General features: G+C 73.0%; 21 protein-coding genes. 6 read left to right on the top strand and 15 right to left on the bottom strand.

Annotated features, from left to right (window positions below; genetic code table 11):
* Positions 1-35 precede the first annotated feature (35 nt).
* Genes AB0J88_RS16055 through AB0J88_RS16030 form a run of 6 tightly spaced genes read right to left on the bottom strand, consistent with a single transcriptional unit; the run spans position 36 to position 4,549 of the window.
* On the bottom strand, positions 36-791 hold the full coding sequence (locus tag AB0J88_RS16055) for an urease accessory protein UreD (RefSeq protein ID WP_364344184.1): 756 nt from the start codon (positions 789-791) through the stop codon (positions 36-38).
* A gap of 14 nt (positions 792-805) precedes the next feature.
* On the bottom strand, positions 806-1,471 hold the full coding sequence (gene ureG, locus AB0J88_RS16050) for an urease accessory protein UreG (RefSeq protein ID WP_364344187.1): 666 nt from the start codon (positions 1,469-1,471) through the stop codon (positions 806-808).
* Positions 1,461-2,222, bottom strand: coding sequence for an urease accessory UreF family protein (locus AB0J88_RS16045; protein WP_364344190.1), 762 nt, complete (start codon positions 2,220-2,222; stop codon positions 1,461-1,463). Before AB0J88_RS16045 ends, ureG begins: the two co-directional genes overlap by 11 nt.
* Positions 2,222-3,916 carry an urease subunit alpha gene (locus AB0J88_RS16040; protein ID WP_364344193.1) on the bottom strand — a complete coding sequence of 565 codons (1,695 nt, stop codon included), beginning with the start codon at positions 3,914-3,916 and terminating at the stop codon, positions 2,222-2,224. The genes AB0J88_RS16045 and AB0J88_RS16040 overlap by 1 nt, the downstream gene beginning before the upstream one ends.
* Positions 3,913-4,236, bottom strand: coding sequence for an urease subunit beta (locus tag AB0J88_RS16035; RefSeq protein ID WP_364344196.1), 324 nt, complete (start codon positions 4,234-4,236; stop codon positions 3,913-3,915). Before AB0J88_RS16035 ends, AB0J88_RS16040 begins: the two co-directional genes overlap by 4 nt.
* A 10-nt stretch (positions 4,237-4,246) precedes the next feature.
* Positions 4,247-4,549, bottom strand: a complete 303-nt coding sequence (locus tag AB0J88_RS16030) for an urease subunit gamma (RefSeq protein ID WP_364344199.1) — start codon at positions 4,547-4,549, stop codon at positions 4,247-4,249.
* A gap of 142 nt (positions 4,550-4,691) precedes the next feature.
* Between AB0J88_RS16030 and AB0J88_RS16025 the strand changes: the two genes are divergently transcribed.
* Positions 4,692-5,501: an MBL fold metallo-hydrolase gene (locus AB0J88_RS16025; protein ID WP_364344202.1), complete on the top strand. Its 810-nt coding sequence runs from the start codon at positions 4,692-4,694 to the stop codon at positions 5,499-5,501.
* Positions 5,502-5,536: 35 nt separating this feature from the next.
* Here AB0J88_RS16025 and AB0J88_RS16020 read toward each other — a convergent pair whose 3' ends face one another.
* From AB0J88_RS16020 to AB0J88_RS15985, 8 genes are all read right to left on the bottom strand, one after another.
* Positions 5,537-5,764, bottom strand: a complete 228-nt coding sequence (locus AB0J88_RS16020) for a hypothetical protein (RefSeq protein ID WP_364344205.1) — start codon at positions 5,762-5,764, stop codon at positions 5,537-5,539.
* A 16-nt stretch (positions 5,765-5,780) separates the two neighbouring features.
* The gene (locus AB0J88_RS16015; protein WP_364344208.1) at positions 5,781-6,878 is read right to left on the bottom strand and encodes a hypothetical protein; all 1,098 of its coding nucleotides are present in this window, start codon (positions 6,876-6,878) and stop codon (positions 5,781-5,783) included.
* An 11-nt stretch (positions 6,879-6,889) separates the two neighbouring features.
* Complete coding sequence (locus tag AB0J88_RS16010) at positions 6,890-7,204, bottom strand: hypothetical protein (RefSeq protein ID WP_364344211.1); 315 nt, start codon at positions 7,202-7,204, stop codon at positions 6,890-6,892.
* A gap of 9 nt (positions 7,205-7,213) precedes the next feature.
* The gene (locus AB0J88_RS16005; protein WP_364344214.1) at positions 7,214-8,266 is read right to left on the bottom strand and encodes a YbaB/EbfC family nucleoid-associated protein; all 1,053 of its coding nucleotides are present in this window, start codon (positions 8,264-8,266) and stop codon (positions 7,214-7,216) included.
* A 63-nt stretch (positions 8,267-8,329) separates the two neighbouring features.
* Positions 8,330-9,520 (bottom strand): VWA domain-containing protein, encoded by a 1,191-nt coding sequence (locus AB0J88_RS16000; RefSeq protein WP_364344217.1) that lies wholly within the window; start codon positions 9,518-9,520, stop codon positions 8,330-8,332.
* Positions 9,517-11,943, bottom strand: a complete 2,427-nt coding sequence (locus tag AB0J88_RS15995) for a DUF5682 family protein (RefSeq protein ID WP_364344220.1) — start codon at positions 11,941-11,943, stop codon at positions 9,517-9,519. The genes AB0J88_RS16000 and AB0J88_RS15995 overlap by 4 nt, the downstream gene beginning before the upstream one ends.
* Positions 11,936-12,997, bottom strand: a complete 1,062-nt coding sequence (locus AB0J88_RS15990; protein WP_364344223.1) for an AAA family ATPase — start codon at positions 12,995-12,997, stop codon at positions 11,936-11,938. Before AB0J88_RS15990 ends, AB0J88_RS15995 begins: the two co-directional genes overlap by 8 nt.
* Positions 12,994-16,149 (bottom strand): DUF5691 domain-containing protein, encoded by a 3,156-nt coding sequence (locus AB0J88_RS15985; protein WP_364344226.1) that lies wholly within the window; start codon positions 16,147-16,149, stop codon positions 12,994-12,996. The genes AB0J88_RS15990 and AB0J88_RS15985 overlap by 4 nt, the downstream gene beginning before the upstream one ends.
* A 163-nt stretch (positions 16,150-16,312) precedes the next feature.
* On the opposite strand from AB0J88_RS15985, the gene aspS reads away from it, so the two are divergent.
* Together aspS and AB0J88_RS15975 are read left to right on the top strand one after the other, a co-directional pair.
* Positions 16,313-18,118 (top strand): aspartate--tRNA ligase, encoded by a 1,806-nt coding sequence (aspS, locus tag AB0J88_RS15980; RefSeq protein ID WP_364344229.1) that lies wholly within the window; start codon positions 16,313-16,315, stop codon positions 18,116-18,118.
* A gap of 22 nt (positions 18,119-18,140) precedes the next feature.
* Positions 18,141-18,974, top strand: a complete 834-nt coding sequence (locus AB0J88_RS15975; protein WP_364344232.1) for a sugar nucleotide-binding protein — start codon at positions 18,141-18,143, stop codon at positions 18,972-18,974.
* A gap of 23 nt (positions 18,975-18,997) precedes the next feature.
* On the opposite strand, the gene AB0J88_RS15970 is transcribed toward AB0J88_RS15975, so the two are convergent.
* On the bottom strand, positions 18,998-19,696 hold the full coding sequence (locus AB0J88_RS15970; protein ID WP_364344235.1) for a GNAT family N-acetyltransferase: 699 nt from the start codon (positions 19,694-19,696) through the stop codon (positions 18,998-19,000).
* Positions 19,697-19,805: 109 nt separating this feature from the next.
* Here AB0J88_RS15970 and AB0J88_RS15965 point away from each other — a divergent pair, with 109 nt between their 5' ends.
* From AB0J88_RS15965 to AB0J88_RS15955, 3 genes are all read left to right on the top strand, one after another.
* The gene (locus tag AB0J88_RS15965) at positions 19,806-20,021 is read left to right on the top strand and encodes a hypothetical protein (protein WP_364344238.1); all 216 of its coding nucleotides are present in this window, start codon (positions 19,806-19,808) and stop codon (positions 20,019-20,021) included.
* 101 nt (positions 20,022-20,122) lie between these two features.
* The gene (locus AB0J88_RS15960) at positions 20,123-21,703 is read left to right on the top strand and encodes a replication-associated recombination protein A (RefSeq protein WP_364344241.1); all 1,581 of its coding nucleotides are present in this window, start codon (positions 20,123-20,125) and stop codon (positions 21,701-21,703) included.
* 1,910 nt (positions 21,704-23,613) lie between these two features.
* The gene (locus AB0J88_RS15955) at positions 23,614-24,012 is read left to right on the top strand and encodes a hypothetical protein (protein ID WP_364344244.1); all 399 of its coding nucleotides are present in this window, start codon (positions 23,614-23,616) and stop codon (positions 24,010-24,012) included.
* The last annotated feature ends 9 nt before the right edge of the window (positions 24,013-24,021 follow it).

The following is a 24,021-nucleotide window of genomic DNA, read 5'->3' as shown; positions in this document are numbered from 1 at the left end:
GCGACCGCCCACACCACAGAAGGTAGACCGGAGCCTCAGCCTTTGCGCCAATTGCCGGGTTTAGCATCTGGATCATGAGCCCGGGTGTTAGCAGCGCCCTCGTCCAACGCCGCGCGTACCGTCCGGGCGTCCGGTCCGGTCGCGCTCACCAGGGCGGCCGGCGCGTTCGCCAGCGGCATTCTGTTGATTGCCCTGGTTGCTAGCGCTTCCGGGCCGACGAGCAGCACGGTGCCGGCAGCGCGGTCGAGCATGGCCTGCCAGCCCTTCGCGCGTGGACCGATGCCGAGGTCGTGGCGCAGAATCGTGCGGCCGGCGTAGCGGACCGTCGTCTCGAGTCGCATGTCGCCCGACGGCTCGGCATGGCGGCCGGCGACGAGCTCCTCTCGCCAGCGCAGGGAGGCGCCGTCCTCGAGGTCCACGATGGACCGGTTGAGGTGGTCGCAGCCCGCTGTCGCCACGGTGGGCTCGGGCAGCCAGTCGAGCGTGGCGGCGGCGCCGACTTTCGCGGTGATCGTGAGGGCACTCGGCGCCGGTGGGTGGCTGGGCTGGGCCAGAGAAGCGGCGACGGTACGGACGATCAGGTGAGCGCCCGGCCCGACGCGGATGTCGACGCGCAGGTCGTCGCCGCCGAGCGGGCCGGCCGCACCGCCGACGAGGTGGACCTCGGCCGCGGTCGGATGGTGCTGTCGCCCGGTGCGGCGGGGGAGCAGGGGAGGCTCGCCGTACACGGTGGACAGCCGGGTCCCGCCGCGGCCGTCGGCCTCGGCGACGAGGCGTGCTCGAGCTCTCACCGGCGGGCGTGGCGTTACGGCCCGTGCGTGTGCGCCGGGGCCGGCTCGTGGTGTCGCGGTGCGGTGACCGGCTCGGCCACCCGGGCGCGGACCCAGGCCGCCACCGGAGCGGCGCCGGGCTCGCCGACCAGCGAGAGGAAGACGGTCGGCAGGTCGCCGCGCCGAGCGTGCGCGTCGCGGGCCATCACGCCGAGGTCGGCCCCGACCAGCGGCGCCAGGTCGGTCTTGTTGATCACGAGTAGGTCCGCCGTCGTCACCCCCGGCCCACCCTTGCGCGGCACCTTGTCGCCACCGGCGACGTCCACCACGAAGATCTGGTGGTCGACCAGCCCCTTGCTGAAGGTAGCGGTGAGGTTGTCGCCACCGCTCTCGACGAGCACCAGGTCGAGCGCACCGAGGCGCTCCTCCAACTCCTCGACGGCGTCCAGGTTGGCGCTGATGTCGTCGCGGATCGCGGTGTGCGGGCAACACCCGGTCTCCACGGCCCGGATCCGGTCGTCGGGCAGCACCCCGGCCCGGCGCAGGAAGTCGGCGTCCTCGGTCGTGTAGATGTCGTTGGTCACCACGGCCAGCCGCAACTCGGCGGCGAGGGCTCGGCACAGCGCCGCGACCAGCGCGGTCTTGCCGGAGCCGACCGGACCGCCGATCCCGATCCGCACAGCACGGTTGTCAGGACGCAAAGAGACGCACCTCCCAGGTGGCATGCTGCTCGGCGTCGAGGTCGAGCAGGATGGCTGAGCCGGCGGGCAGATCGTCCACCGGATCGTCGGCCCGCGCGGCAGCCTCGGCCGCCACGCGGTCGCATTCGGGGGCAAGACGGGCGACAAGCGCGTGCACCGCGTACGGGTCGAGCCCCAACAACCGCACCGCCGCCGAGGCGGAGCCGGTGATCCCGCCGTAGACGGCCACCAACGCCGCATTCTGCGGTCCGAGCCCAGCGGCCGCGGCAGCGATGCCGGTAGCGATCGGATGGTGCGGATGGGAACCGGCCGGGTTGGTGGCGGTGGGCCAGATGCGGGCGACGGCCCGCAGCAGGGCCCGCCCCTGCGCCCGCGACGCGGCCCGCAACGCCGGCGAAGCGGTCCGCGCGTCGATGCCGTCGTCGAGTGCGGAGATCCGCTCCACGAGGTTGTCCGACGGGTCGAGCGCGGCACCGTCGGTGCGCCGCGTACTACGGTCCATGAACGCCAGCCCCTCGAGGTCGGCCCTGACGCGCGAGGACGCGCAGGACGTCAACGCTCGGCAGGCCGCGGCCGCGAACGCCGCCGCGACCGTTCCGGTCGTCGCCGTCCGTCCGACCAGGAACGACTCCAGTGTCGGCAGGTCGTGGATCCGGCCCGCGGCCACCGCCGCCTCGACACCCCCGGAATGCGCGTGCGCACCCGACGGCAGCCGGCCGTCGGCCAGCACGAGCAGGGTCGACAGGGACATCAGAACAGGAAGTAGCGCTGGGCCATCGGCAGCTCCACCGCCGGCTGGGGCGGCACGACCTCGCCGTCGATGCGTACCGTGAACGTGTCCGGATCCACCTCGATGCGCGGCAGCGCGTCGTTGAGCGGCAGGTCCGCCTTGGTCAGCGCGCGGGTGTCGGCGACCGGCAGCATCCGCCGGCTCACCGCCAGCCGGTCGCCGAGCAGCGCGTCGATCGCCGCCGGTGCGACGAAGGCGACGCTCGTCTGGGCGGGCACCACCCCGTACGCGCCGAACATGGGTCTGGGAAAGACCGGCTGCGGCGTGGGGATCGACGCGTTGGCGTCGCCCATCTGCGCCCACGCGATCATGCCGCCCTTCACGACCAGATGCGGGCGTACGCCGAAGAAGGCCGGATCCCACAGCACCAGGTCGGCGAGCTTGCCGGGCTCGACGGAGCCGACCTCGCCCGCGATGCCGTGCGCCACCGCGGGGCAGATCGTGTACTTCGCGACGTAGCGCCGGGCGCGCAGGTTGCCGGGCAGTTCGCCGCGGCGCTGCTGCATCACGTGCGCCGTCTGCCAGGTGCGTAGCACCACCTCGCCGGCCCGGCCCATCGCCTGCGAGTCGGAGCCGATGATCGAGATCGCGCCGAGGTCGTGCAGCACGTCCTCCGCCGCCATCGTGCTCGGGCGGATCCGGCTCTCCGCGAACGCCAGGTCCTCGGGCACCGAGGGGTTGAGATGGTGGCAGACCATCAGCATGTCGAGGTGCTCGTCGAGCGTGTTCCGGGTGTACGGCCGCGTCGGGTTGGTCGAGCTCGGCAGGACGTTGGGCTGGCCGGCCACGGTGATGATGTCGGGCGCGTGTCCGCCGCCGGCGCCCTCGGTGTGGTACGCGTGGATCGACCGGCCGCCGATCGCCCGCAGCGTGTCCTCGACGAACCCGGCCTCATTGAGCGTGTCGGTGTGGATCGCGACCTGCACCCCGCTGGCATCGGCGACCCGCAGGCAGGCGTCGATCGCGGCGGGCGTCGTACCCCAGTCCTCGTGCAGCTTGAACCCGCCCGCACCGCCGCGCAGCTGCTCCCACATCGCCTCCTGGCTCGTGGTGTTGCCCTTGCCGAGCAGCAGCACGTTGACCGGCCAGGGGTCGACGGCTTCCAGCATCCGCGCGAGGTGCCACGCGTTCGGCGTCACCGTGGTCGCCCGGGTGCCCTCGGCAGGGCCGGTGCCGCCGCCGATCACCGTGGTCACGCCGCTGGCCAGCGCGGTCGAGAGGATCTGCGGGCAGATGAGGTGTACGTGACTGTCGACCGCGCCGGCCGTCAGGATCTTCCCGTTGCCCGCGATCACCTCCGTGCACGGGCCGATCACCAGGTCGGGGTGCACACCGTCCATCGTGTCCGGGTTGCCGGCCTTGCCCAGGGCGACGATCCGCCCGTCCCGGATGCCGACGTCGGCCTTGACCACACCCCAGTGGTCGAGCACGACGGCGCCCGTGATCACCGTGTCGACGGTGCCCTTGCCGCGGCTGACCGCCGACTGGCCCATCGACTCGCGGATCACCTTGCCGCCGCCGAAGACCGCCTCGTCCCCGCGCGAGCAACGGTCCTCCTCGACCTCGACGAACAGGTCGGTGTCGGCGAGCCGGATCCGGTCGCCGGTGGTCGGGCCGTACAGGGCGGCGTACTTCTCCCTGCTGATCGCGGTCACGCCGGGCGCTCCTGGTCCAGCGGGCCGCCGCACTCGCCGCGCAGGCCCGGCACGATCCGCCGGCCGGCGAGCGGGACGAGGTCGACGTCGCGGTCGATGCCCGGTTCGAACCGCACCGCGGTGCCGGCGGGCACGGCAAGGCGGTGGCCCCAGGCGGCGCCGCGGTCGAAGTCGAGCGCCGGGTTGGCCTCCGCGAAGTGGTAGTGCGAGCCGACCTGGACCGGACGGTCGCCGGTGTTGACCACGGTCAGGGTGAGCACGGGGCGGCCGGGGTTGAGCTCGATCTGGCCGTCGCCGAAGACGATCTCGCCGGGGATCATCGCGCCGTCCTCAGGGGATCGGGTCGTGGACGGTGACGAGCTTGGTGCCGTCCGGGAACGTCGCCTCGACCTGGACCTCGGCCAGCATCTCCGGCACGCCCGTCATGACGTCGTCGCGGCCGAGCACCGTGCGCCCCTCGGACATGAGCTCGGCCACCGTCCGGCCGTCGCGCGCACCCTCCAACAGGAACGCGGTGATGACGGCCGTCGCCTCTGGATAGTTGAGCCGCAGCCCGCGCTCCCGCCGTCTGCGCGCCACGTCGGCGGCGACGTGGACGAGTAGGCGCTCCTGCTCGTGCTGGCTCAGAAACATGGGCTCACCTCCACGGGTACGCGAGCATGACACCAGAACGTTACGCACCGGTTACGCCATGCGGCGGTGCGGCGCGCCCGATGCCGCGTGATCCACCAGCCCGGGGACGGGTGCGATCGACCGAGGTCGTACGCTTCGAGAAATGGACCGTCACCACCCGATCTGCCGCACCTGTGGGGTTCAGCGCGCGACCGACGCGGACCGCACCGTCTGTCCGATCTGCGCCGACGAGCGGCAGTACGTCGGGTGGGGTGGCCAACGGTGGGTGTCGATCACCGAGCTGCACGCGGAGGGCTTCCGCGGAGTGGTCCGGCAGGAGACGCCAGGCCTCTGGGGCGTCGGCGTCGAACCGAGCGTCTGCATCGGACAGCGGGCGCTGGTCGTCCCCGGCCCGGGCGGCAACGTGCTGTTCGACTGCGTGCCCTATGTGGACGACGAGACGGTCGCGGCGGTGGAGGCCGTCGGCGGGTTGGCCGCGATCGCCGTGTCCCATCCCCATTTCTACGGGTCCATGGTGGAGTGGAGCAAGGCGTTCGGAGACATCCCGGTGTACGTGCACGCGTCGGACGCGAGCTGGGTACCGCGCGCGGGCAACATCGTGCTGTGGGAGGGCGAGCGGCTGGAGATCCTGCCCGAGCGGACGCTGGTGAACTGCGGCATCCACTTCCCGGGCGGGACGGTCCTGCACTGGCCTGGACTCGACGGCAAGGGTGCGCTGTGCACGGGCGACATCTTCACGGTGGTGATGGACCGGCGCTGGGTGAGCTTCATGTACAGCTACCCCAACCTGATCCCGGAGCACCCGGACACCATCGTACGGGCCGTGTCCCTTGTGGACGAGTTCCCGTACGACACCGTGTACGGCGGGTGGTGGGGGCGCGTCGTCGCGGGCGGCGCGAAGGAACGGGTGCGGGCCTCGGCGGACCGGTACCTGGCGCGGGTCGGCCGCTGACCTGGCTTGGGTCGACCGGCGCGTGGCGGTCGCGGTCAGCGGGTGCGGCGGCGGCGCCTTGGGTTGCGGCGCCACCAGGTGACGAAGAACGTGGTGCCGGCGGTCAGGCCGATCGCCGCGCCGATGACGAGGGCCAGGATCCCGTCGGCGCCGAACCCGATGAGCGGCACGAAGACGACGAGCAACCCGGCCATCGTGATGCCGAGGGCGGCGACGACGGCGGCGGGGGTGGGCATGCGGGTGCGGACGCGGCGGGCGTCCACGCGCTTGGGCCTGGGGCTATCGGTCGGGGTCAAGGCGGCGATCCAGCTCCTCGTCGGACATGGACTCACCGGACGCCTCGACGCCTCGTTTCACCTCGTTGGCTCCGGTGTTGAGCAGCTTGTCGGCGGGGCCGAGCCAGGTGCGGTAGTCGGTCGCCGACTCGCGCAGCGCCCGGCCGGTGCCGATCCATCCGCGTACGAAGCGGCCGTTGGGACCACGCATCTGGAACGACGTCTGGACCCGCCGCATGATCCGGGGGTGCATCCGGTAGATCACCTGGCGGAGCCGGAGCAGGATCTGTGCCACCTTCTGGATGAAGGTCACCCCGCGGGTCGTGACGATCGCACCCTGCGCGGTCGTCGCCGCGGCGGCCGCGGCGGTCGACGCACCGGCGGTCGGCACGGCGGCGGCCATCGCCGGCACCCACGTGATCATCAGCCACTCGACGAACGTGGCGATCAGGCCGATCACGAACGCCTGCGCTACGTCCATCAGCAGCTTGGCGGTGTTCAGGATGAAGACCAGTTGCTGTACGTCGCCCTGGATGCCCGCGACGCCGCCGGCGAACTCCTCCATCCGGGCGCGGGCGGCGTCGGCGGCGGCACCGTGCCAGCCGACGAGGCCCTGCTGGGTGGCCTCCAGGATCTCCTTGGCGAGCGGCTCGAGCGCGTTGCCGACCCGCTCCCACTTGCCGATCTCGCCTTCCATCCGCTCCGGGTTGCCGGTGACGAGGCCGAGCAGATCCTCGAGCGGCTGGATGACGTCGATCAGGAAGCCGAGACCGGCGGAGATGAGGGCGTTGAGCGGGTCGACCGCATACATCGCGATGTTGATGCCGAGGTCGCCGACACTGCCGGCGATGTTGAAGAGCTCGCCCCAGTCGCTGTCACCCTGGGCCAGCTTCGCCGCGCCGGAGACGGCCTGCGGCAGACCGGCGACGCCGGCGAAGTCCTTGACCGGGTCGAGGCGCAGCACGTCGTACCCGCCGACGCTGACCGACCCGGCACCGCCGTAGCCGTCCCAGTCAGCGGTCGCATCGACGCCGCCGTCTTTGGTGCCGTAGTCGGTGACGTCGTTGGTGACGTCGCTGTCCTTGAGTCGTTCGTCGGCCATCGCGGTGAGCCTCAGCCCAACAGCTCGCGGATCGACTGGAGCGCGTCGGCGATCTCCTGGTCGGTCTGCCTGTAGCTCTCCGCCGTGCAGTCCAGCGCGTCGACCCGGTCCTGCAACGCCTCGCCCATCATCGACAGGTGCTCATAGGTGTCGTCGGCGTACTTCCAGTACCAGGCAGCGAACGGCGCCCCGACCAGACCCCAGACGTACCACTCCGGGTTGGCGTCCTCGGCGAGAGCGAGGATGTCGGCCGCGCGCTCACGGATCTCGGCGAGCCGGGACCGGCACGCCATGATCTCGTCGACGTCGGTGCGGAAGCCTTCCATCTGCTCTGCTCAGCTCCGGTGAGGGTTGTCGTCGGGGTTCTGGTAGCTCTCCACCAAGGACCTGATGTCCAGGCGTGGGCCGGCCAGCTGCTGCACACGTTCGGCCATCAGCATCGCGGCCCGGGCGGTCGCCGTCATCACCGTGGTGTGGACGATGCCCGCCAGGGTCGCCGGGTTGTGCTGGAACTGGTTGTTGCCGATGTGGACGGCCATCAGCTCGCCACCGGCACGAACCTGCGCCGACACACCACCGTCGGCCGAGCGCGCGGTCGCGGTGAGGTCGGCGAGCTCGGCACGCAGCTGTGCGTACCCGGCGAGCTGCCGTTGAGATTCCTCGCTGACCCGCCGGAGCACCTGGTCGGCGCGCCGGGCGTCGTCGTCGGCGGGGCCGTCGCTCGGCATGTCGTCGAACGTCGGTCGGTCGAGCTGGGGCACCTCGGGCAGCGTCCCGCCGAGCAGGCCGGGCAGGTCGGGCGGACCGGAAAGGTCGGACCGGCCGCGCCGCCGGTGGAGGCTCGGACCGCGGTGGTCGCCGTCGCCGCTATCACCGTCGCGCCAGCGGTCACCGGGTGTGTGACCGCTTTGGACGTAGCCGCTGTGGCCGTGGTGGCTTTGGTCCTGGCGACCGTGGCCGCCCTCGCCGCTGCGGCGGTGGTCGAGACCGCTATGCCCGTGGTCGCTCCGGCCGTGGCCGCCCTGGCCGTACTGGCCATGGTCGCCCTGGCCGCTCTGGCCGGGGCCGTCGTGGTTGCGGCCGTTGGCGCTGTGGCGGCCTTGGCGGACCGTGCGGACCGCTTCGGTAATCGAGCCGGTGGCCTGCGCGGTCGCCTCGCGCGCCGTGTCGACGACGAGCGCGCCGAGCCGTTCGGGGCTGTAGCGGTAGGCCGCCCGCCCGAAACCAAGCCCGACGATGGCGTTGCCGGGACCGGCGGTGACTTCGACGGCACCGTCCGGTGTGGAGACGGTCGCGGTCGAGGCGGTCACAGCCTGCCGGAGCGCGTCGACCGCGTCCTTGAGCTCCGCCGGTGGCATTGGCTTAGGCATCGCGTCGAAGGCGCTCATCAGACCCCCCCATATTCCGAGCGCGCCGGAAGGCCAGACCCTAGCACCGATGGCGATTGTTGTTCAGCTTCCGTGCGCCCGTTGCGCGCCCTCCCTTTCCGCGAAGGCCCGCAGGTCATGCCGCTGGATCGCGGCGGCCATCAACTCCGGGAACATGTCCGGTGTGCACGCGAAGGCCGGAACACCGAGCGAGCCGAGCGCGGCCGCGTTGTCGTGGTCGTAGCTCGGTGCGCCGTCGTCGGACAACGCCAGCAGAGCGACCACCTGCACCCCGGCACCGACCAGATCGGCGACCCCGCGCAGCATCTCGTCGCGTACGCCACCTTCGTAAAGGTCGCTGACCAGCACGAAGATGGTCTCCCGGGGCCGCGTGACGAGCCGCTGGCTGTAGGCGATGGCGCGGTTGATGTCGGTGCCGCCGCCGAGCTGGGTCCCGAACAGCACGTCGACGGGGTCGCTGAGGTGCTCGGTCAGGTCCACCACCGAGGTGTCGAAGACGACGAGCGAGGTCCGCAGCGTACGCAAGGAAGCGAGCACGGACGCGAACACTCCGGAGTAGACAACCGAGGAGGCCATCGACCCGGACTGGTCGACACAGAGGATCACGTCCCGCTGTACGGCGTTGCCGCGCCGCCCGTACCCGATGAGCCTTTCGGGCACGACCGTCCGGTAGGCCGGTTGGTAGTGGCGCAGGTTCGCACGGATGGTGCGGTTCCAGTCGATGTCGCCGTGCCGTGGCCGCTCGATCCGGCTGGCGCGGTTGAGCGCGCCGGTGACCGCGGCGCGGGCCTTCTGCGCGATCCGTTTCTCCAGGTCGTCGACCACCCGGCGGACCACCTGGCGGGCCAGGTCGCGGGTCTTGTCGGGCATCACCGAGTTGAGCGAGAGCAGCGTGCCGACCAGGTGGACGTCGGGCTCGACCGCCGAGAGCATCTCCGGCTCGAGCAGGAGGCGGGTGAGGTTGAGCCGCTCGATCGCGTCGGTCTGCATGACCCGGACGACGCTCTGGGGGAAGTACTCGCGGATGTCGCCGAGCCAGCGCGCCACCCGTGGTGCGGAGGCGCCCAGGCCGGCGCTGCGGTTCCTGCCCTCCTTGGCTTCGCCGTTGCCTTCACCGTCCGGCCCGCGGTCGTAGAGCGCGGCCATCGCGGCGTCCATGGCGGCGTCGCGCCCGTTGGGCTGCCCCAGCGACTCGTCGGCGGGCTCACCGAGCGCCAGACGCCATCGCCGGCGCCGTTCGTCGTCGGCGGTCATTCGATCCTCCTTCCCAGGAGCGCACTCAAGGTCGGCAGCGACAGCGCCGCGGTCTCGTGGTCGAGGACCGCGGTGGTGCTTCTCGCGCTGGTGCCGCCACCGGCGACCCGCTCGCCGATGCCGCGGCGCTCGCCGGTCGCGAAGGTGCCGAAGGTGCGGCGGAGCAGGGGGAGCACCTCGGTGAAGGCGTCCGGCGGGATGCCCGCGAGCCAGTCGTCGACGAGGGACAGCAGGCCTTCGTCGTGCATCAGGAGCAGCCCGCCCCCGGCGAGGAAGCCTTCGACCCAAGCGGCCCCGGTCGTCGCCGGTACGCCGGCGGTCAGCGCGCGACCGAGCCGGAGCGCCGCGTCGCCGGTCGACAGCCGGCCGGCGTCGTGCAGCAGGCGCGTCAGCCGGCCGGCGAGCAGGCCGTGCAGGTCGTCGCGGGTGGTCAGGGCGGTGAGAGTGTCCAGCCACCTGGTGCGCTCGGCTTCGTCGCCGAGCAGCGCGACCGCGGTGTGCACGGCGTCGATGTGGTCGCGCAGACCGGCTGCGGCCTCGTCGGAGAGGCCCGAGGCGGCGGGCGGCAACGCGGCGTAGACGCGGGCCAGCAGGCCGCGAACCACGGCGGCGACGGCGGCGACGTCGGAGCGACGGACGTCGCCGTAGCGGACCGTACGGGCTAGGGCCGGGATCGCGGCCATCAGGTGGGTGACGTCGGCGTCCTCCGCGGCCCGGGCGTCGAGAGCGCGCAGCACCGCCGACCGGGCGCCCGGCAGGTCGGCGAGCAGGCAGGTCTCGAGCAGCGCGGTCACCTCGGCCAGGGTCGTCGCCTTGGCCGCCGCGGCCGAGACCTGCGCGGTGGCGGCCGCGACCACGGTGGTGCCGTACCCGCTGGCCTCCACCAACCGGATCGAGAACTCGGGCTGCCAGCGCAGCGCCCACTCCTCGCGGAAGGTGCCGGTGCTGCCGCGTCGCTCCTCGGGCTCGCCCCAGGGCACGTCCAGGCAGCGGAGTTGGTGCAGCAGGTGGCTCCGCGCGAGGTCGGTGTCCTTGCGCAGGTCGAGGTCGAGCGCCCGGTCGAGCGCCGACGGCTTCAGGCGCGCGGCCCGCTGGCGGGCCTCCAGATCGCGGGCGAGGGGGACGGTCGGGACACCCTCGGGTACCTCGCCGAGTCGCTCGCCGACGACCAGCTTGCGCCCGATCAGTTGTAGCCGGAGGTCGTCGCCCTCGCAGAGCACGGCGCCTGCCGCGTCGGTGACCTCGGCCAGGCCGGCGAGCGGACGCCCGCGCATGGTGGCCAAAGCTTCGGCCAGCCGGGTGGCCTCGATGACATGGGCGGGGGAGGTGTCGACACCTTCGTCGCGAAGCACCCCGGCCGCGCCGACGAGCCAGCGCGGCACGACCTCGTCCGTGGTGGTGAAGAGGTGGTGGTACCAGCCCGGCGAGTCGACCCCGGCCCCGTAGCCCTGCCACGAGGCCAGCCGCCCGTACGTCCAGGGCACCCAGGTGAACCGGACCTTCCCGCGTCGCCTGCCGCCCTTGAGCAGCGCGGTGTCGTGGGCAGCGGTGACTTTCGCGCGCAGCGCGGGCACGTGCCACGCGCCGCAGACGACCGCGATCTCGTTGTGGGTCCGGCGCACCTGGCGCAGGACGGTGCGCATGTGCGCCTCGCGCACGAGGTCGTACGGGTCCTCGAGCGCACCAGCTCGGACCTCGGTCATGGCCTCTTCGATCGCTTCGAAGGCCGGGGCTTGACGGTGCTCGACGACGTCTTCCCACCAGCGCTCGGGGTCGTCGTAGCCGGCGGCGGCGGCGAGCTCGCCGATCGGGTCGACCGGTCGCAACTCGGGAGCGGGCGGCCCCGGCATCGGCCCGTCGTCGTCCAACCCATCCGTCTGTGCGGAGTCCGCGCCGGGTCCGTCCGCACCAGAACGATTCGAGTCGCCTCGTCCGACGGTGGAAGGTCTCTGGGCGCTCGGACCGTCCGCGTCGGATCCGTTCTCGCCCGCGGCGCCGCCGCTCGGTCCGGCTGGGTCTGGCGTTTCGGCGGGGGGCTCGAACTCGTTCGCCTGGTCCAATGTGGGCTTGTCGGTCGGCTCGTCGCCGTTGGTGGCCGGTTTGCGGGCGGTCAGGCGGTGGGCGAACGGTAGGTCGAAGAAGCGGACCGGCACGCCATTGGCTACCGCCCACTTGATGGCCTGCCACTCCGGGGAGAAGACGGCGAACGGCCAGAAGGCCGCGCGGCGCGGGTTGTCGGCGGCGTAACCGAGCAGGGCCACCGGCGGCTGCAGCCGGTCGTCGGCCACCCACTGGATCAGCTCGTCGGCCTCGGGCGGGCCTTCGACCAGCAGGATGTCGGGTCGCTGCTCTTCGAGGGCGCGGAGGACCGCACGGGCGGAGCCTGGCCCGTGGTGGCGGATGCCGTAGTAGCGCTCAGGCATCGCGGGCGGCGCGGTAGAAGTCGGCCCAGCCGGGGCGTTCGCGGACTACCGTCTCCAGGTATTCGCGCCACACCACGCGGTCGGAGACCGGGTCTTTGATGACGGCACCGACGATGCCGGAGGCTACGTCGCCGGCGCGGAGCACGCCGTCGCCGAAGTGCGCGGCCAGCGCCATGCCGTTGGTGACGACCGAGATCGCCTCGGCGGTCGACATCGTGCCGGTCGGTGACTTGAGCTTGGTGCGGGCGTCGTCGGTCTGGCCGTCGCGTAGCTCGCGGAACACCGTGACCACCCGGCGGATCTCGTCGAGCGCCGTGGTGGTCTCGGGCAGGTCGAGGGAGCGGCCGAGTTGCGCGACCCGGCGCGTGACGATGTCGATTTCTTCGTCGAAGGTCGCCGGCACTGGCAGGACGACCGTGTTGAACCGGCGCCGCAGCGCGCTGGACAGCTCGTTGACGCCGCGGTCACGGTCGTTGGCGGTCGCGATCACGTTGAAGCCTCGCTGCGCCTGGACTTCCGTGTTGAGCTCGGGCACCGGCAGCGTCTTCTCGGACAGGATGGTGATCAGCGCGTCCTGGACGTCCGAGGGAACCCGGGTGAGCTCCTCGACCCGGGCGATCGCACCGGTCTCCATGGCCCTCAGCACCGGGCTCGGCACCAGCGCCGCCGGCGACGGGCCTTCGGCCAGCAGCCGGGCGTAGTTCCAGCCGTAGCGGATCGCCTCCTCCGGAGTGCCGGCGGTGCCCTGGACGAGCAGCGTCGAGTCGCCCGAGATCGCGGCGGCGAGGTGCTCGGAGACCCAGGTCTTGGCCGTGCCCGGCACACCGAGCAGGAGCAGCGCGCGGTCGGTGGCGAGGGTGGCGACCGCCACCTCCATGAGCCGCCGGGACCCGACGTACTTCGGTGTGATCTTGCGGCCGTCGCCGAGCAGGTAGGTGACCACCGCCTGCGGTGACAACCGCCAGCCGGGCGGGCGCGGCCGGTCGTCCTCGGCGGCCAGCGCGGCCAGCTCTTCCGCGTAGAAGTCTTCCGCGTGCGGACGCAGGGCGGTCATGCGAACTCCTCGATCATGTCGTGGCGGAAGCTGAGTACGGCGGCTAGTTGCGCGAGGTAGCGGGCGGAGCGGCGACCTTCCGGCAGCCCCTCGAGGGAACGGATCAACGTCTCGACCCGGCCGACGAACGACGTGGGCATGGCAGGCATCGCGAGCCGACACAGTTCGGAGAGCTGCCAGGCGTTGTCGGGCGCGAGCACGGCCATCGCCCGCAATGCCGCCAGGGCCAGGTCCTCTGACCAGTCGCCCGCGCAGAAGTGCAGCAACCGGATGCCGGCCGCGGTGTCGCGCCGCAGTGCGGCGGCGACGCGGCGGCCCCGCTCGCCAGCGGGCATCACCTCGAGCAGGGGCCAGGTCAGCCGGTCGCCGAGCCCGTCGCCCGCCAGTTCGGGAGACGCCGCGTCGGCGAAGTCGAGCAGGGCGGCGGCCCACGCAGGCTCGTGCTGGGCGGCGGTCGCCCGGGCGAGCCCGCGGAGCAGGACCGGCTGCCATCCGTCGGCTACGGGTGAAGCGAGCACACCGCCGGGGTCGCGGCCGGTCAGCGTGGTCCAGAACTCCAACGGTGTCGCCGAGACGATCTCTTCCAGAAGCCAGGCGCCGAGACCGACACCGCGTGGCGGCGACGGATCGATGTCATCGCGAAGCATCGCCGCGTCGATAGTGGACGGTGCCGTGACCACCAGGGCACTGTCGGCGAAGTGGACGCTGGCGGCGGCGCGGGTCGCCATCCGCCGGCCCAGCGCGGAGCCGGGCAGCTTGCGCAGCAACTCGGCCGCGACCTGGCGAATCTCGCGCCGTCGGTCGTCGAGCGCGTGCTCGATCAGCGCCTCGTCCCGCAGGTCGAGACCGGTCTCGAGTGCGCCGAGCAGCAGGACCCGGTCGTGGGGCGGCTCGGCGTCGAAGGTCTCGGTGAGCAGTTCGAGCCCTTTGGCGGGATCGCTGGCCCGCAGCGCGACGAGGTAGGCGAGCCGTTCGCCCGGCGTGCCGGTCAACCAGTCCTGCGCGTCTGCGGCGGCCGCTTCACCCCCCACGTCGCGGAAGTAGCGCCAGTCCGCCTGCCGCTGCGCCAGCCAGTGGCCGCGCCGCCCGGCGACCGCGCCGAGCGCCGGCCGCAGCCCGGTGTCGCGCCGGCCGAGGTCGAGCAGAATCGGCAGGGTCTCCGGCGGCGCCAGTAGTTGGCGCTTGCCCGCCTCGACCAGCCACTGCCCGAGAACGGCGCGCTGCGCCGGCCCGCCCCACCCGGTAGCGCCCTCGGTGAGCAGCATGTCGAGCCGCTCGGCGGCCGGTGGCGGCACCACCGGACGGATCTCGTCGGGCGCCGGAGCGATCGTGGGTCGACCGGGCAACGGCGTCTCCGCCGCACGCCGATAGGTGAGGGCGACAGCCGCCGCTTCGAGCAGTGCCCGCGCCGACCCACCCGAACCACCACCGAGCCCGTCCCCAGAAGCCCCACCGATCGAAGCAGCGACCGCCGGGTCGCCGATCGAGGCCTGGTCGACCCCGCCGCCGTTCGACGCCCGGCCGGCCACGTCGCCGCGCACGGGCTGGTCGGCCGCGCCGCCGTTCGACGCCCGGCCGGCCACGTCGCCGCCCACGGGCTGGTCGGCCGCGCCGCCGCTTCCAGCCCGGGGACCGGTCGTGGCGTTCACGTCGGGCGACGCGTCGGCCGCTTCGGTGTGGAGGCTCCCGGGGATCGACAGGGAGAGGCGGTGACCACCGCCCATGTCGAGCCGGTCCGCCGACCAGGGGCGACGGGCCGTGCCCACCAGCGCGGCCGACAAGAGATCCGGCGGTAGCTCGGGACCGCCGCCCAGGGCCGCCCGTGGCTCGCCCGGCGTCGCCGGAACGTGGCGTCCCTCGGGCCACGCGGCAAGAGGCCGGAAGCCCGTGTGGCCGTATTCGCCGGCCACCACTACCGGGCGCGCGCCCGCGGCCGCGATGAGCCACCACGGCTGGTGGTCGTCGGGATGCAGGGCGACCGCGTCGCCGGCCGGGTCGACCAGGTGGCCGTCGTCGGTCGGGGTGACGTCGGCGAGCAGCATCGGGGTCGACTCGCGCCACGGCTCGGCGGCGACCGCGCGGGCGTGCTCGGCCACCGCGGCACGCACCGGGACCGCGCCGGACGGTGTGGTGTAGGCGGGTTCCGGCTCGCCGTAGCGGGCCTTGACCAGTGCCCGGCGGGGGACCGCGGCCGGATAGAAGCAGAGGCCCGCGTCGACAACGGTGCCGGGCTCGAGGTCGGTCGGCAGCGTCTGGCCGCCGGCCGCGAAGGCCAGGACCAGCGCGAACCGCCCGCTCCGCTCGCCGCGTAGCCAGGTGCGCCGGCTGGTCAGCCGGTCGTCGGCGGTGTCGAAACGGCCCAGCACCTCCCACCGGTCGCGGACCTCGGGCTCGGCCAGCACGTCGTCGGTGGCCACGGGGTAGCCGACCCGGGTGCGTACGGTGGCCGCCAGACCCGGTGGCAGCACCGCCAGCCGGCCGTGGGCGACGATCAGCAGACGGAGCAGGGCCAGCTCGCCGAGCAGCCGGTCGGCCCAGTTCGTGCCGACGCCGACGACCCAGCCGAGCCGGCGGACCGCGCCGGCGATGCCGGGCGCCTGGGCGTCGACCAGTCGGGCGGCCATGGTCTGGAAGGGCCGGTAACCCGCCTGCTCGGCCGCCGCGAGACCCTGCTCGACCTGGTCGGTCAGCCAGCGATCGAGCTCGATCAGGCCCGCCTCGACCCGGTCGGCCCGTTGTTGGGCCCGCCTCGCCGCGGCCGCGGGATCGGCCAGACCCTCGCCTGGGGCGCGTGGTGCCCGCGCCGCGGTCGAGACCCGTTGGGCGCGTGTCGCCTGCCACTCGGTCGCCCACTCGGGTGGCGAAGCGTCCTCGGGAACGCCGCCGTTGGCCCAGCGCAGCAGCAACCCGAGGGTGTGTTTGCAGGGGATCTTGCGGCTCGGGCAGGTGCACCGATAGGCCGGACCGGTCAAATCGACACAGACCTGATAGGGCCGGCTGCCTGAACCCCGACACAAACCCCACAGCATGTCGTCGAAGTGGCCCTGACCAGCCCAGTGGGCAGCGGTGATCAGACCACGGCCGCTCTTGGCCGCGCCCTGGTCGGGCGCGAGCGAGAGCACCTTGTCGGGAGACCAGCGTTCGACGGACACGCGCAAACCTTAGAACTCATGTACGACGAATTTCGGCGGCCTGTGGATAACCGCGAGACACCAAACCTTATCCACAGGCTGGGGGTGCGGGCTTCCGCCACCAACCAGCCCTGCGAGAATCGACCGCGCAACGCCGTACCCAATGTCGAGGAGAGCGACCGTCGTGATCCGTACCCATGATGCCGGAAGCCTGCGTGCCACGGACGCGGGCAGCGCGGTGACCTTGGCCGGGTGGGTGGCCCGCCGCCGTGATCATGGTGGGGTCATCTTCGTCGACCTCCGTGACGCGTCCGGTGTGGTCCAGGTGGTCTTCCGCGAGGAAGACGCACACCACCTCCGCAACGAATACTGCGTCCGGGTCGAGGGTGAGGTCGCCGCGCGCCCCGCCGGCAACGAGAACCCCGACCTGCCGACCGGTGAGATCGAGGTCAACGCGACCGTCCTCGAGGTGCTGTCGGAGGCCGCGCCGCTGCCGCTGCCGGTCGACGACAACATCGACGCGGGCGACGACATCCGGCTTCGCCACCGCTACCTCGACCTGCGCCGCAGCGGGCCGTCCAACGCGCTCAAGCTACGCAGCAAGGCCAACCAGATCGCGCGCCGCGTGCTGCACGACCGCGACTTCAACGAGATCGAGACGCCGACCCTGACCCGGTCGACGCCCGAGGGTGCCCGCGACTTCCTGGTTCCGGTGCGGTTGCAACCAGGCAGCTGGTACGCGTTGCCGCAGTCGCCGCAGCTCTTCAAGCAGCTGCTGATGGTGGCGGGCATGGAGCGCTACTACCAGATCGCGCGCTGCTACCGAGACGAGGACTTCCGCGCCGACCGCCAGCCCGAGTTCACCCAGCTCGACATCGAGATGTCGTTCATCACCCAGGACGACGTGATCGACCTGGGCGAGGCGATCGTCGGTGCGCTGTGGGAGGAGCTGGCCGGCCACCGCATCGACCGCCCGATCCCGCGGATCACCTGGCACGACGCGATGGCGCGTTACGGCTCCGACAAGCCTGACCTGCGCTACGGGGTCGAGCTGACCGAGCTGACCGACTACCTGCGTGGCACCGAGTTCCGGGTGTTCGCCGGTGCGATCGAGGCCGGCGGCTACGTCGGCGCGGTCGTCATGCCCGGCGGCGCGGCGCAGAGTCGCAAGGAGCTCGACGGCTGGCAGGACTGGGCCAAGGCGCGCGGTGCGCGTGGCCTGGCCTACGTCGTGCTCGACGCCGAGACCGGCGAGGCGCGTGGCCCGGTCGCCAAGAACCTCAACGCCGCGCACCTCGGCGGGCTGGCCGACGCCGTCGGCGCGAAGCCCGGCGACGCCATCTTCTTCGCGGCGGCCGCCGAGGCGCGCGAGGCGCAGGAGCTGCTCGGCGCCGCCCGCATCGAGATCGCCAAGCGGGCCGGCCTGGCCGACCCCGACGCGTGGGCGTTCTGCTGGGTGACCGACGCACCGATGTTCGAGAAGGACGACGAGGGCGGCTGGACGGCCGTCCACCACCCGTTCACGTCGCCCAACGCGGAGTGGATGGACAAGTTCGAGGAGGCGCCGGACCGGGCGCTCGCCTACGCCTACGACATCGTCTGCAACGGCAACGAGATCGGCGGCGGTTCCGTCCGTATCCACCGGGGTGACGTGCAGCGCCGGGTCTTCACGCTGCTCGGCATCAGCGACGACGAGGCGGCCGACAAGTTCGGCTTCCTGCTCGAAGCCTTCAAGTACGGCCCGCCCCCGCACGGCGGCATCGCGTTCGGCTGGGACCGGGTCTGCATGCTGCTCGCCGGCGCCGACTCGATCCGGGAGGTGATCGCGTTCCCGAAGACGCGTGGTGGCTACGACCCGCTGACCGGCGCGCCGACGCCGATCACCGGGCAGCAGCGGCTGGAGGCCGGCGTCGACGCCAAGCCGAAGCCCGCTCCGGCCGCACACGTCGGCACGGCCGGGGTCGCGCTACCGGTCGAGCACACGCCATGACCGGGCGGGGGCCGGCGGAGCGATGACGCTGCTGGTCTTCGGCGGGAGCGGCTACCTCGGCGGTGAGGTGTGCCGCCAGGCGGTCACGGCGGGGTTCGACGTCGCGGCGACCTACCACCGCGAGCCCGGTGCGGTCCCGGGCACGCGATGGCACCGGGTCGACGTGCGCGACCGCGCCGCCGTAGACCGGCTCGTCGACGAGGTGCGGCCGCGGGTTGTGGTGGTGACGGCCTACGCGTACGCCGAGTGGGCCGTCACCGCGACCGGCGCCGCACACGTGGCGGCCGCGGCCGCCCGGATCGGCGCGCGGCTGGTGCACGTGTCCAGCGACGCCGTCCATGGTGGACGGCCGGAGGCCTACGGTGACGAGGTCGACCCGACACCGATCTACGCCTACGGGGCGGCCAAGGCGGCGGCCGAGACCGCGGTCCGGCTCGTCGCGCCTCAGGCGGCGGTGGTCCGCTGCTCGCTGATCATCGGGTCGGACGCCCGGTCGAAGCAGGTGGCGCTCTGCCTCGACGCCCTGGCACCGGATTCCGGCATGCGCCTGTTCACCGACGAGATCCGCGTCCCGGTCGGAGCCAGCGACCTGGCGGCGGCGCTGCTGGAGCTGGCGGAAGGCGACTACGCGGGCGTGCTCAACGTGGCCGGTCCCGAGGCACTGAGCCGGCTCGAGCTCGGCGAGATCGTCGCCCGTGCGCACGGCCTCGACCCGGCGGCCCTGCGCAGCTCGACGATCGCCGAGTCGGGCCTGACCCGCCCGGCGACGGTCGTGCTCGACACGACCCGAGCACGCGAGATCCTGAAGACCAGGTTCCGACCGGCCACCGAGATCCTCGCCGCCGCGAGGCGTTGAACAACAGCCAGCCCCAGGTGGTGCTAGGCCAGACCGACGCTCGTGCGCGGGAGCGAGGAGGTGTAGCCCAAGCGCGCGTACATCGTGTTCGCCGGGACGTTGTCCGTCATCACGCCGAGGGCGGCGATGCCGAACTCCTTTACCAGATTTCGGGTCAGGGCCGCCGTCAGCGCCGCTCCGAACCCGCGGCCGCGGGCCGAAGGGTGGACCGCGATGCCGGACAGGAAACCGACGCCACCACGACTGCGGTCGGCCGCGCACGCGACCACCTCGGCGCCGTCGCGGATGGCCCACCAGGCGCGTACCCGGGGGTCGCCCGGCCTCGTCGTCGTGCTCGGGAACGCGACGTCGAGCAATGCCGCGATCGCGGCGTCGTCGTCCAGCCGTGCCGCGTGACTCTCACCTTCCCGGCGCGGCGGCGGTGCTGACGTCCAGCGGAAGTCCCATTCGTCGCGGACCTCGACCTCGACCGGCAGCGCCCCGACCACCCGTGGCAGGTGCCACCAGCGCGTGTTCTCGGCGGCGACCAACGGAACCGCCGCTGCGGCCATGGCGCCGTCGCCCAGGGCGCACACCGTGGTGGCACCCCGCGTGACCCAGACCACAGTGGACCCGACCCGTACACCGTTGATGTCGTTGCTGTCGCCGGTGGTCAGGCGGGCGTATGGATGCGCACCCACCGCCGCCAGCACGGCGTCGCGGCCGACGAGGGGTTCAGCCATGCCGGCAACGTAGCCGATCGATCATCGGGATTGCGTGTTGACCCGAGTGGGTATTGACCCGGCCACCCGCTCGAACCCCTCGGGCGGAGCCCCTTTCAGGAGGATAGAGATGCTCGCCATCGCCGCGGCCATCGTCTTCGGTTTCGCCTTGCTGCTCGACCTCTTCGACACCGATCTCAACGCGCCTGACCTGTTCAACTGGAACACCCTCGTGCTCATCGGTCTGACGCTGCTCGCGCTCTACCTCGCCGGGATCGGCAGCGGCCCGCGGGCCGGCACCGGTTCGGGCCGTCGCTTCTACGGTCGCCGGCCGGGTCGCGGCTGACCGCACGCACCGGATCATTGCGAAGAACCCTCCGCCCGTACCAGGGGCGCAGGGTTCTTCGCATTTCCGGCACCCAATACCCGGCCGGTACTGTCTTCCTGATGGAGCCCGACGCCCTTTTCACGTTCGCTGACGGCGGTGGGGTGCGCACCGCACCCGCGCATACCGCCGGCGCTGACGGCTTCGCGGCGCCCGGTGCCGACGCCCCGCTGCCCGTGCGCATGCGGCCCCAGACCGTCGACGAGCTGGTGGGGCAGGATCACCTGCTCGCGCCCGGTGCGCCGCTGCGCCAGTTGGTCACCGGGGCGACGCCGCTGTCGGTGATCCTGTGGGGTCCGCCCGGCACCGGCAAGACCACGATCGCGCACCTTGTCGCCCAGGCGAGTGACCGCCGGTTTGTCGCGATGTCGGCCCTCAACGCGGGCGTCAAGGACGTGCGGGCGGTGATCGAGACCGCGCGGCGGCAGCGGCGGGCCGGTGGGCCGCCGACCGTGCTGTTCATCGACGAGGTGCACCGCTTCTCCAAGACCCAGCAGGACTCCCTGCTCGCGGCCGTCGAGGACCGGACCGTGACGCTGCTGGCGGCCACGACCGAGAACCCGTACTTCTCGGTGATTTCGCCGCTTCTGTCCCGGTGTGTGCTTTTGACCCTCCAGTCGCTGGACGAGGCGGCCGTGCGCGGGCTCGTGCGCCGCGCGGTCACCGACGAGCGCGGCCTCGGTGGCGCGGTCACCCTCACCCAGGAAGCAGAAGATCACCTGGTACGCCTCGCGTCCGGTGACGTCCGCAAGGCCCTGACCGCACTCGAGGCGGCTGCCGGGTCGGCGCTGGCCCGCGGGGCCAAGGAGATCGACCTCGAGACCGCCGAGCAGGCCGTGGACGTCGCCGCGGTGCGCTACGACCGGGACGGCGACGAGCACTACGACGTGATCAGCGCGTTCATCAAGAGCATGCGCGGGTCCGATGTGGACGCTTCCCTGCACTACCTGGCACGGATGCTGGTGGCCGGCGAGGATGCCCGGTTCATCGCCCGGCGGATCGTCATCTTCGCCAGCGAGGACATCGGCATGGCGGACCCGACGGCCCTGTCGGTGGCGACGGCGACCGCGCACGCGGTGGAGTACGTGGGGCTGCCCGAGGTGCAGCTCAACCTCGCGCAAGCGGTGATCCACATGGCCACCGCGCCCAAGTCCAACAGCGCGACCACGGCGATCTCTGCGGCGCTGAGCGACGTGCGCGCGGGCAAGGGCGGCCGGGTGCCGCAACACTTGCGGGACGCGCACTACCAGGGCGCGAAAGGGCTCGGGCACGGCAAGGGCTACCGCTACCCGCACGACGACCCGCGCGGTGTGCTCACCCAGCAGTACCCGCCGGACGGGTTGGTCGGCGTCGACTACTACGAGCCCGGCGACCACGGCGACGAGCGTGCGGTGGGGATGCGGCTGCCGACGATCCGGCGGATCGTGCGTGGCGAGCGCGGGCGGCGGGCGGCTTCTTCTTCGGACCAGAACGGAACTGCTCCCGCGGGTACGGATGGTGCGGATTCGGTCGTTCCCACGGATGCGCGGTTTGGCCGCACCGGGGTCGCGGAGGAACGCCCGATGGGTGACGCTGTTGCGGCGGAAGGCGATGCCCGCCCGGCGGGCGGCGCGGGCAACGACGACGAGGGCGAGGTTGGGTGAACCGGGTTCGCGGGTTTGGTCGCGATCTCGATCCAGCAACACCGCAGGTGTCCCATTGGCGCGGTATGTGGCGACGAACGGCGCCGTCATCAGGCGCCCTGACCAGTGAGGTGGGCGCGTGAGCGACGATCGGCGCGATCAGCCGGCGAAGGGCCGGCGATGGGGCCGCGGTCGCGAGAGCGCCGCCGAGGGGGCCGAGGAGATCCCCGGCGAGGAGCTCGGCTGGCTCGATGACCTGCGCACCGCGAAGGCAGAGCGCGCGGACATCGGCCCGGGCGGCGCGGACGCGCCGCCGCCCCCGCCTGCTCCGGACGGCCCAGGCTTTCCCGCCGGCCCGCAGGCGCCTGGTCCCGGCGTGGTGCCGGGCGGGCGTGGGGCCGGGCCGGGTGGTCCCGGCGCACCAGCCGGCCGGCCGGCCGAGACGGCGCCCGGTCAGTTCGGTGGTCAACGTGGCGCTCCAGGGCGGCCGGGGGAGGCCCCGACGGGTCAGTTCGGCGCTGAGGGCCCTGGGCGTGGCGGCCGAGGTGGGCGTCCCGCCGACCTTCCGACGGGTCAGTTTGGTGCTGAGGGGCCGGGGCGTGGTGCTCCGGCACGTCCTGGCGAGCCGCCGGCGGGTCAGTTTGGTGCTGAGGGACCGGGGCGTGGTGCTCCGGGGCGGTCTGGTGAGCCCCCGACGGGTCAGTTCAGCGCAGAAGGTCGTGGTGGCCGCGGTGGGCGGCCAATAGAGCCTCCGACCGGATCGTTTGGCCCGGAAGGACCCGGACGTGGTGCTCCTGGCGGGGGAACGGCCGAGGCCGCGCCAGGGCGTTTCGGTCGTGGCCGGGCTGGTGCCGAGGATGGGCGGGCGCCGGCCGGCGGGCCGGTGCCGACCGAGGAACAGACGCGTTTTGGCAGCGGACCCGCAGGCGGGCCGCCTGGAGCTCCGGGCAACGGGCCTCGCGGCGCTGCCGCGCCGGTGCCCCCGGGCGCCGCGCCTGGTCGTGGCGGCGCACAGGTGCCGCCCGGCGGACCGCCGCGCGGCGACGGCAGGCCGGTGCCGCCCGGTGGGCCTCAACGGGGTGACGGTGGGCCGGGCGTCGTGCTGCCTGGCCGGCCACAGCGGGGTGGTGGAGCGCCGGTGCCGCCGCGTTCCGGCGGAGCGCCCGATGGCGCGGGGCAGTTCCCGGGCGGTCGCCCAGGCATGCCACCGGGTCAGGACACCGGCCAGTGGGCCGCACGCGACCAGCGCGCCGAGGGGACCGGCGGGCTGCCCGCGGCTCCCGTGTCCGCGCCGCGTGGCCGCGGTGGTTCCGCGCGGAGTCGGTTCTCCGCACCACCGGACCAGTCGACGAGCGTGCCGCAGTCGGGTAACGCGCCGCCCGTGCCACCCACTGCGGGCGGTGAGCCCGGATGGCGAGCTGGCCGCGGCGACACGGGTGCCCACGGTCCGGCGGCTGCCGCGCCTGGCCGCCGCGACGCCGAGCCCGGCACCGGATCGGTGCGGCCGGCCGCTGACGGCGGCGGTGGCCGCCGGCGTGCGCCCGAACCAGAGGGCGCGGACCAGGGCGGCCAGACGTCCGACTGGGCGCAGCGCAACCAGCCGGGCCGCCCACCTGAGCCCGGTGCACCGGCCGCCGGCGGCGGGCCGGCCCGCAGCCGGTTCGGTGGCGATGCGGCGACGAACGAGCGCGACAACTCCGGTGGCTGGAAGGTGCCGGGTGCCGTGCCGCCCGGGCGAGGTGGTCCGCCGCCGGGCGGCCCGACCGCCACCGGCGGTCTGCCCCCGGTGATCACACCCCCGGTGGTACCGGGCCGCGAGCCGGGAGCGGGACGTCGTGCCGCGCCCGAGCCCCCGGCCGGTGCGCCGGAGACGTTCGGTGGCCGCGGTCGCGGCGCCGCTGGTTCGGATGTTCCGTCCGGGGACGTTGCCGGTGGGTCGTTCGCCGGTCGCGGTCGGCCCGGTGCGCCGGCCGGCCGTGGCGGCGCCGGAGGCCCGGAGATACCGGGCGGCGGCATCCCCGGCCAGCGGCCGGAGGGTACGGCCGGCCGTGGGCGACCGGGTGGCCCGGCGGGCCGCGGCGGCGTCCCGGGCGAGCCCCCGGTGGGCGACGGCGTTGCCGGGTCAGGCCCGGCATTCAGCGGACGCGGACGAGGCGGCGGCCCAGGTGTGCCGCCGGCTGACGGTGCAGGTCAGCCCGGCCCGGCCGAGGCGGTCGGTCGTCGTGGCCGTCCTGCCGGCCCGGGTGACGGTGCCGCGGGGCCAGCTCGGGCGGAGTCGTTCGGTGGTCGTGGCCGGCCTGCTGGTACGGGCGCGCCCGCCGGCGACGTAGCCGCGGGTG

The organism is Asanoa sp. NPDC049475 (assembly GCF_040676915.1).
Lineage (GTDB): Bacteria > Actinomycetota > Actinomycetes > Mycobacteriales > Micromonosporaceae > Asanoa.
This window is presented reverse-complemented; position numbering and strand designations above follow the sequence as displayed.

Excerpts from the sequence above, each read along its gene's own strand:
- AB0J88_RS15995 (WP_364344220.1), bottom strand. The coding sequence starts at position 11,943 with ATGCCTGAGCGCTACTACGGCATCCGCCACCACGGGCCAGGCTCCGCC.
- AB0J88_RS15975 (WP_364344232.1), top strand. The coding sequence starts at position 18,141 with ATGACGCTGCTGGTCTTCGGCGGGAGCGGCTACCTCGGCGGTGAGGTG.
- AB0J88_RS15960 (WP_364344241.1), top strand. The coding sequence starts at position 20,123 with ATGGAGCCCGACGCCCTTTTCACGTTCGCTGACGGCGGTGGGGTGCGC.
- AB0J88_RS16045 (WP_364344190.1), bottom strand. The coding sequence starts at position 2,222 with ATGTCCCTGTCGACCCTGCTCGTGCTGGCCGACGGCCGGCTGCCGTCG.
- AB0J88_RS16010 (WP_364344211.1), bottom strand. The coding sequence starts at position 7,204 with ATGGAAGGCTTCCGCACCGACGTCGACGAGATCATGGCGTGCCGGTCC.
- AB0J88_RS16025 (WP_364344202.1), top strand. The coding sequence starts at position 4,692 with ATGGACCGTCACCACCCGATCTGCCGCACCTGTGGGGTTCAGCGCGCG.
- AB0J88_RS16030 (WP_364344199.1), bottom strand. The coding sequence starts at position 4,549 with ATGTTTCTGAGCCAGCACGAGCAGGAGCGCCTACTCGTCCACGTCGCC.
- AB0J88_RS15965 (WP_364344238.1), top strand. The coding sequence starts at position 19,806 with ATGCTCGCCATCGCCGCGGCCATCGTCTTCGGTTTCGCCTTGCTGCTC.
- AB0J88_RS16015 (WP_364344208.1), bottom strand. The coding sequence starts at position 6,878 with ATGGCCGACGAACGACTCAAGGACAGCGACGTCACCAACGACGTCACC.
- AB0J88_RS16005 (WP_364344214.1), bottom strand. The coding sequence starts at position 8,266 with ATGAGCGCCTTCGACGCGATGCCTAAGCCAATGCCACCGGCGGAGCTC.
- AB0J88_RS15970 (WP_364344235.1), bottom strand. The coding sequence starts at position 19,696 with ATGGCTGAACCCCTCGTCGGCCGCGACGCCGTGCTGGCGGCGGTGGGT.
- AB0J88_RS16035 (WP_364344196.1), bottom strand. The coding sequence starts at position 4,236 with ATGATCCCCGGCGAGATCGTCTTCGGCGACGGCCAGATCGAGCTCAAC.
- AB0J88_RS15990 (WP_364344223.1), bottom strand. The coding sequence starts at position 12,997 with ATGACCGCCCTGCGTCCGCACGCGGAAGACTTCTACGCGGAAGAGCTG.
- AB0J88_RS16000 (WP_364344217.1), bottom strand. The coding sequence starts at position 9,520 with ATGACCGCCGACGACGAACGGCGCCGGCGATGGCGTCTGGCGCTCGGT.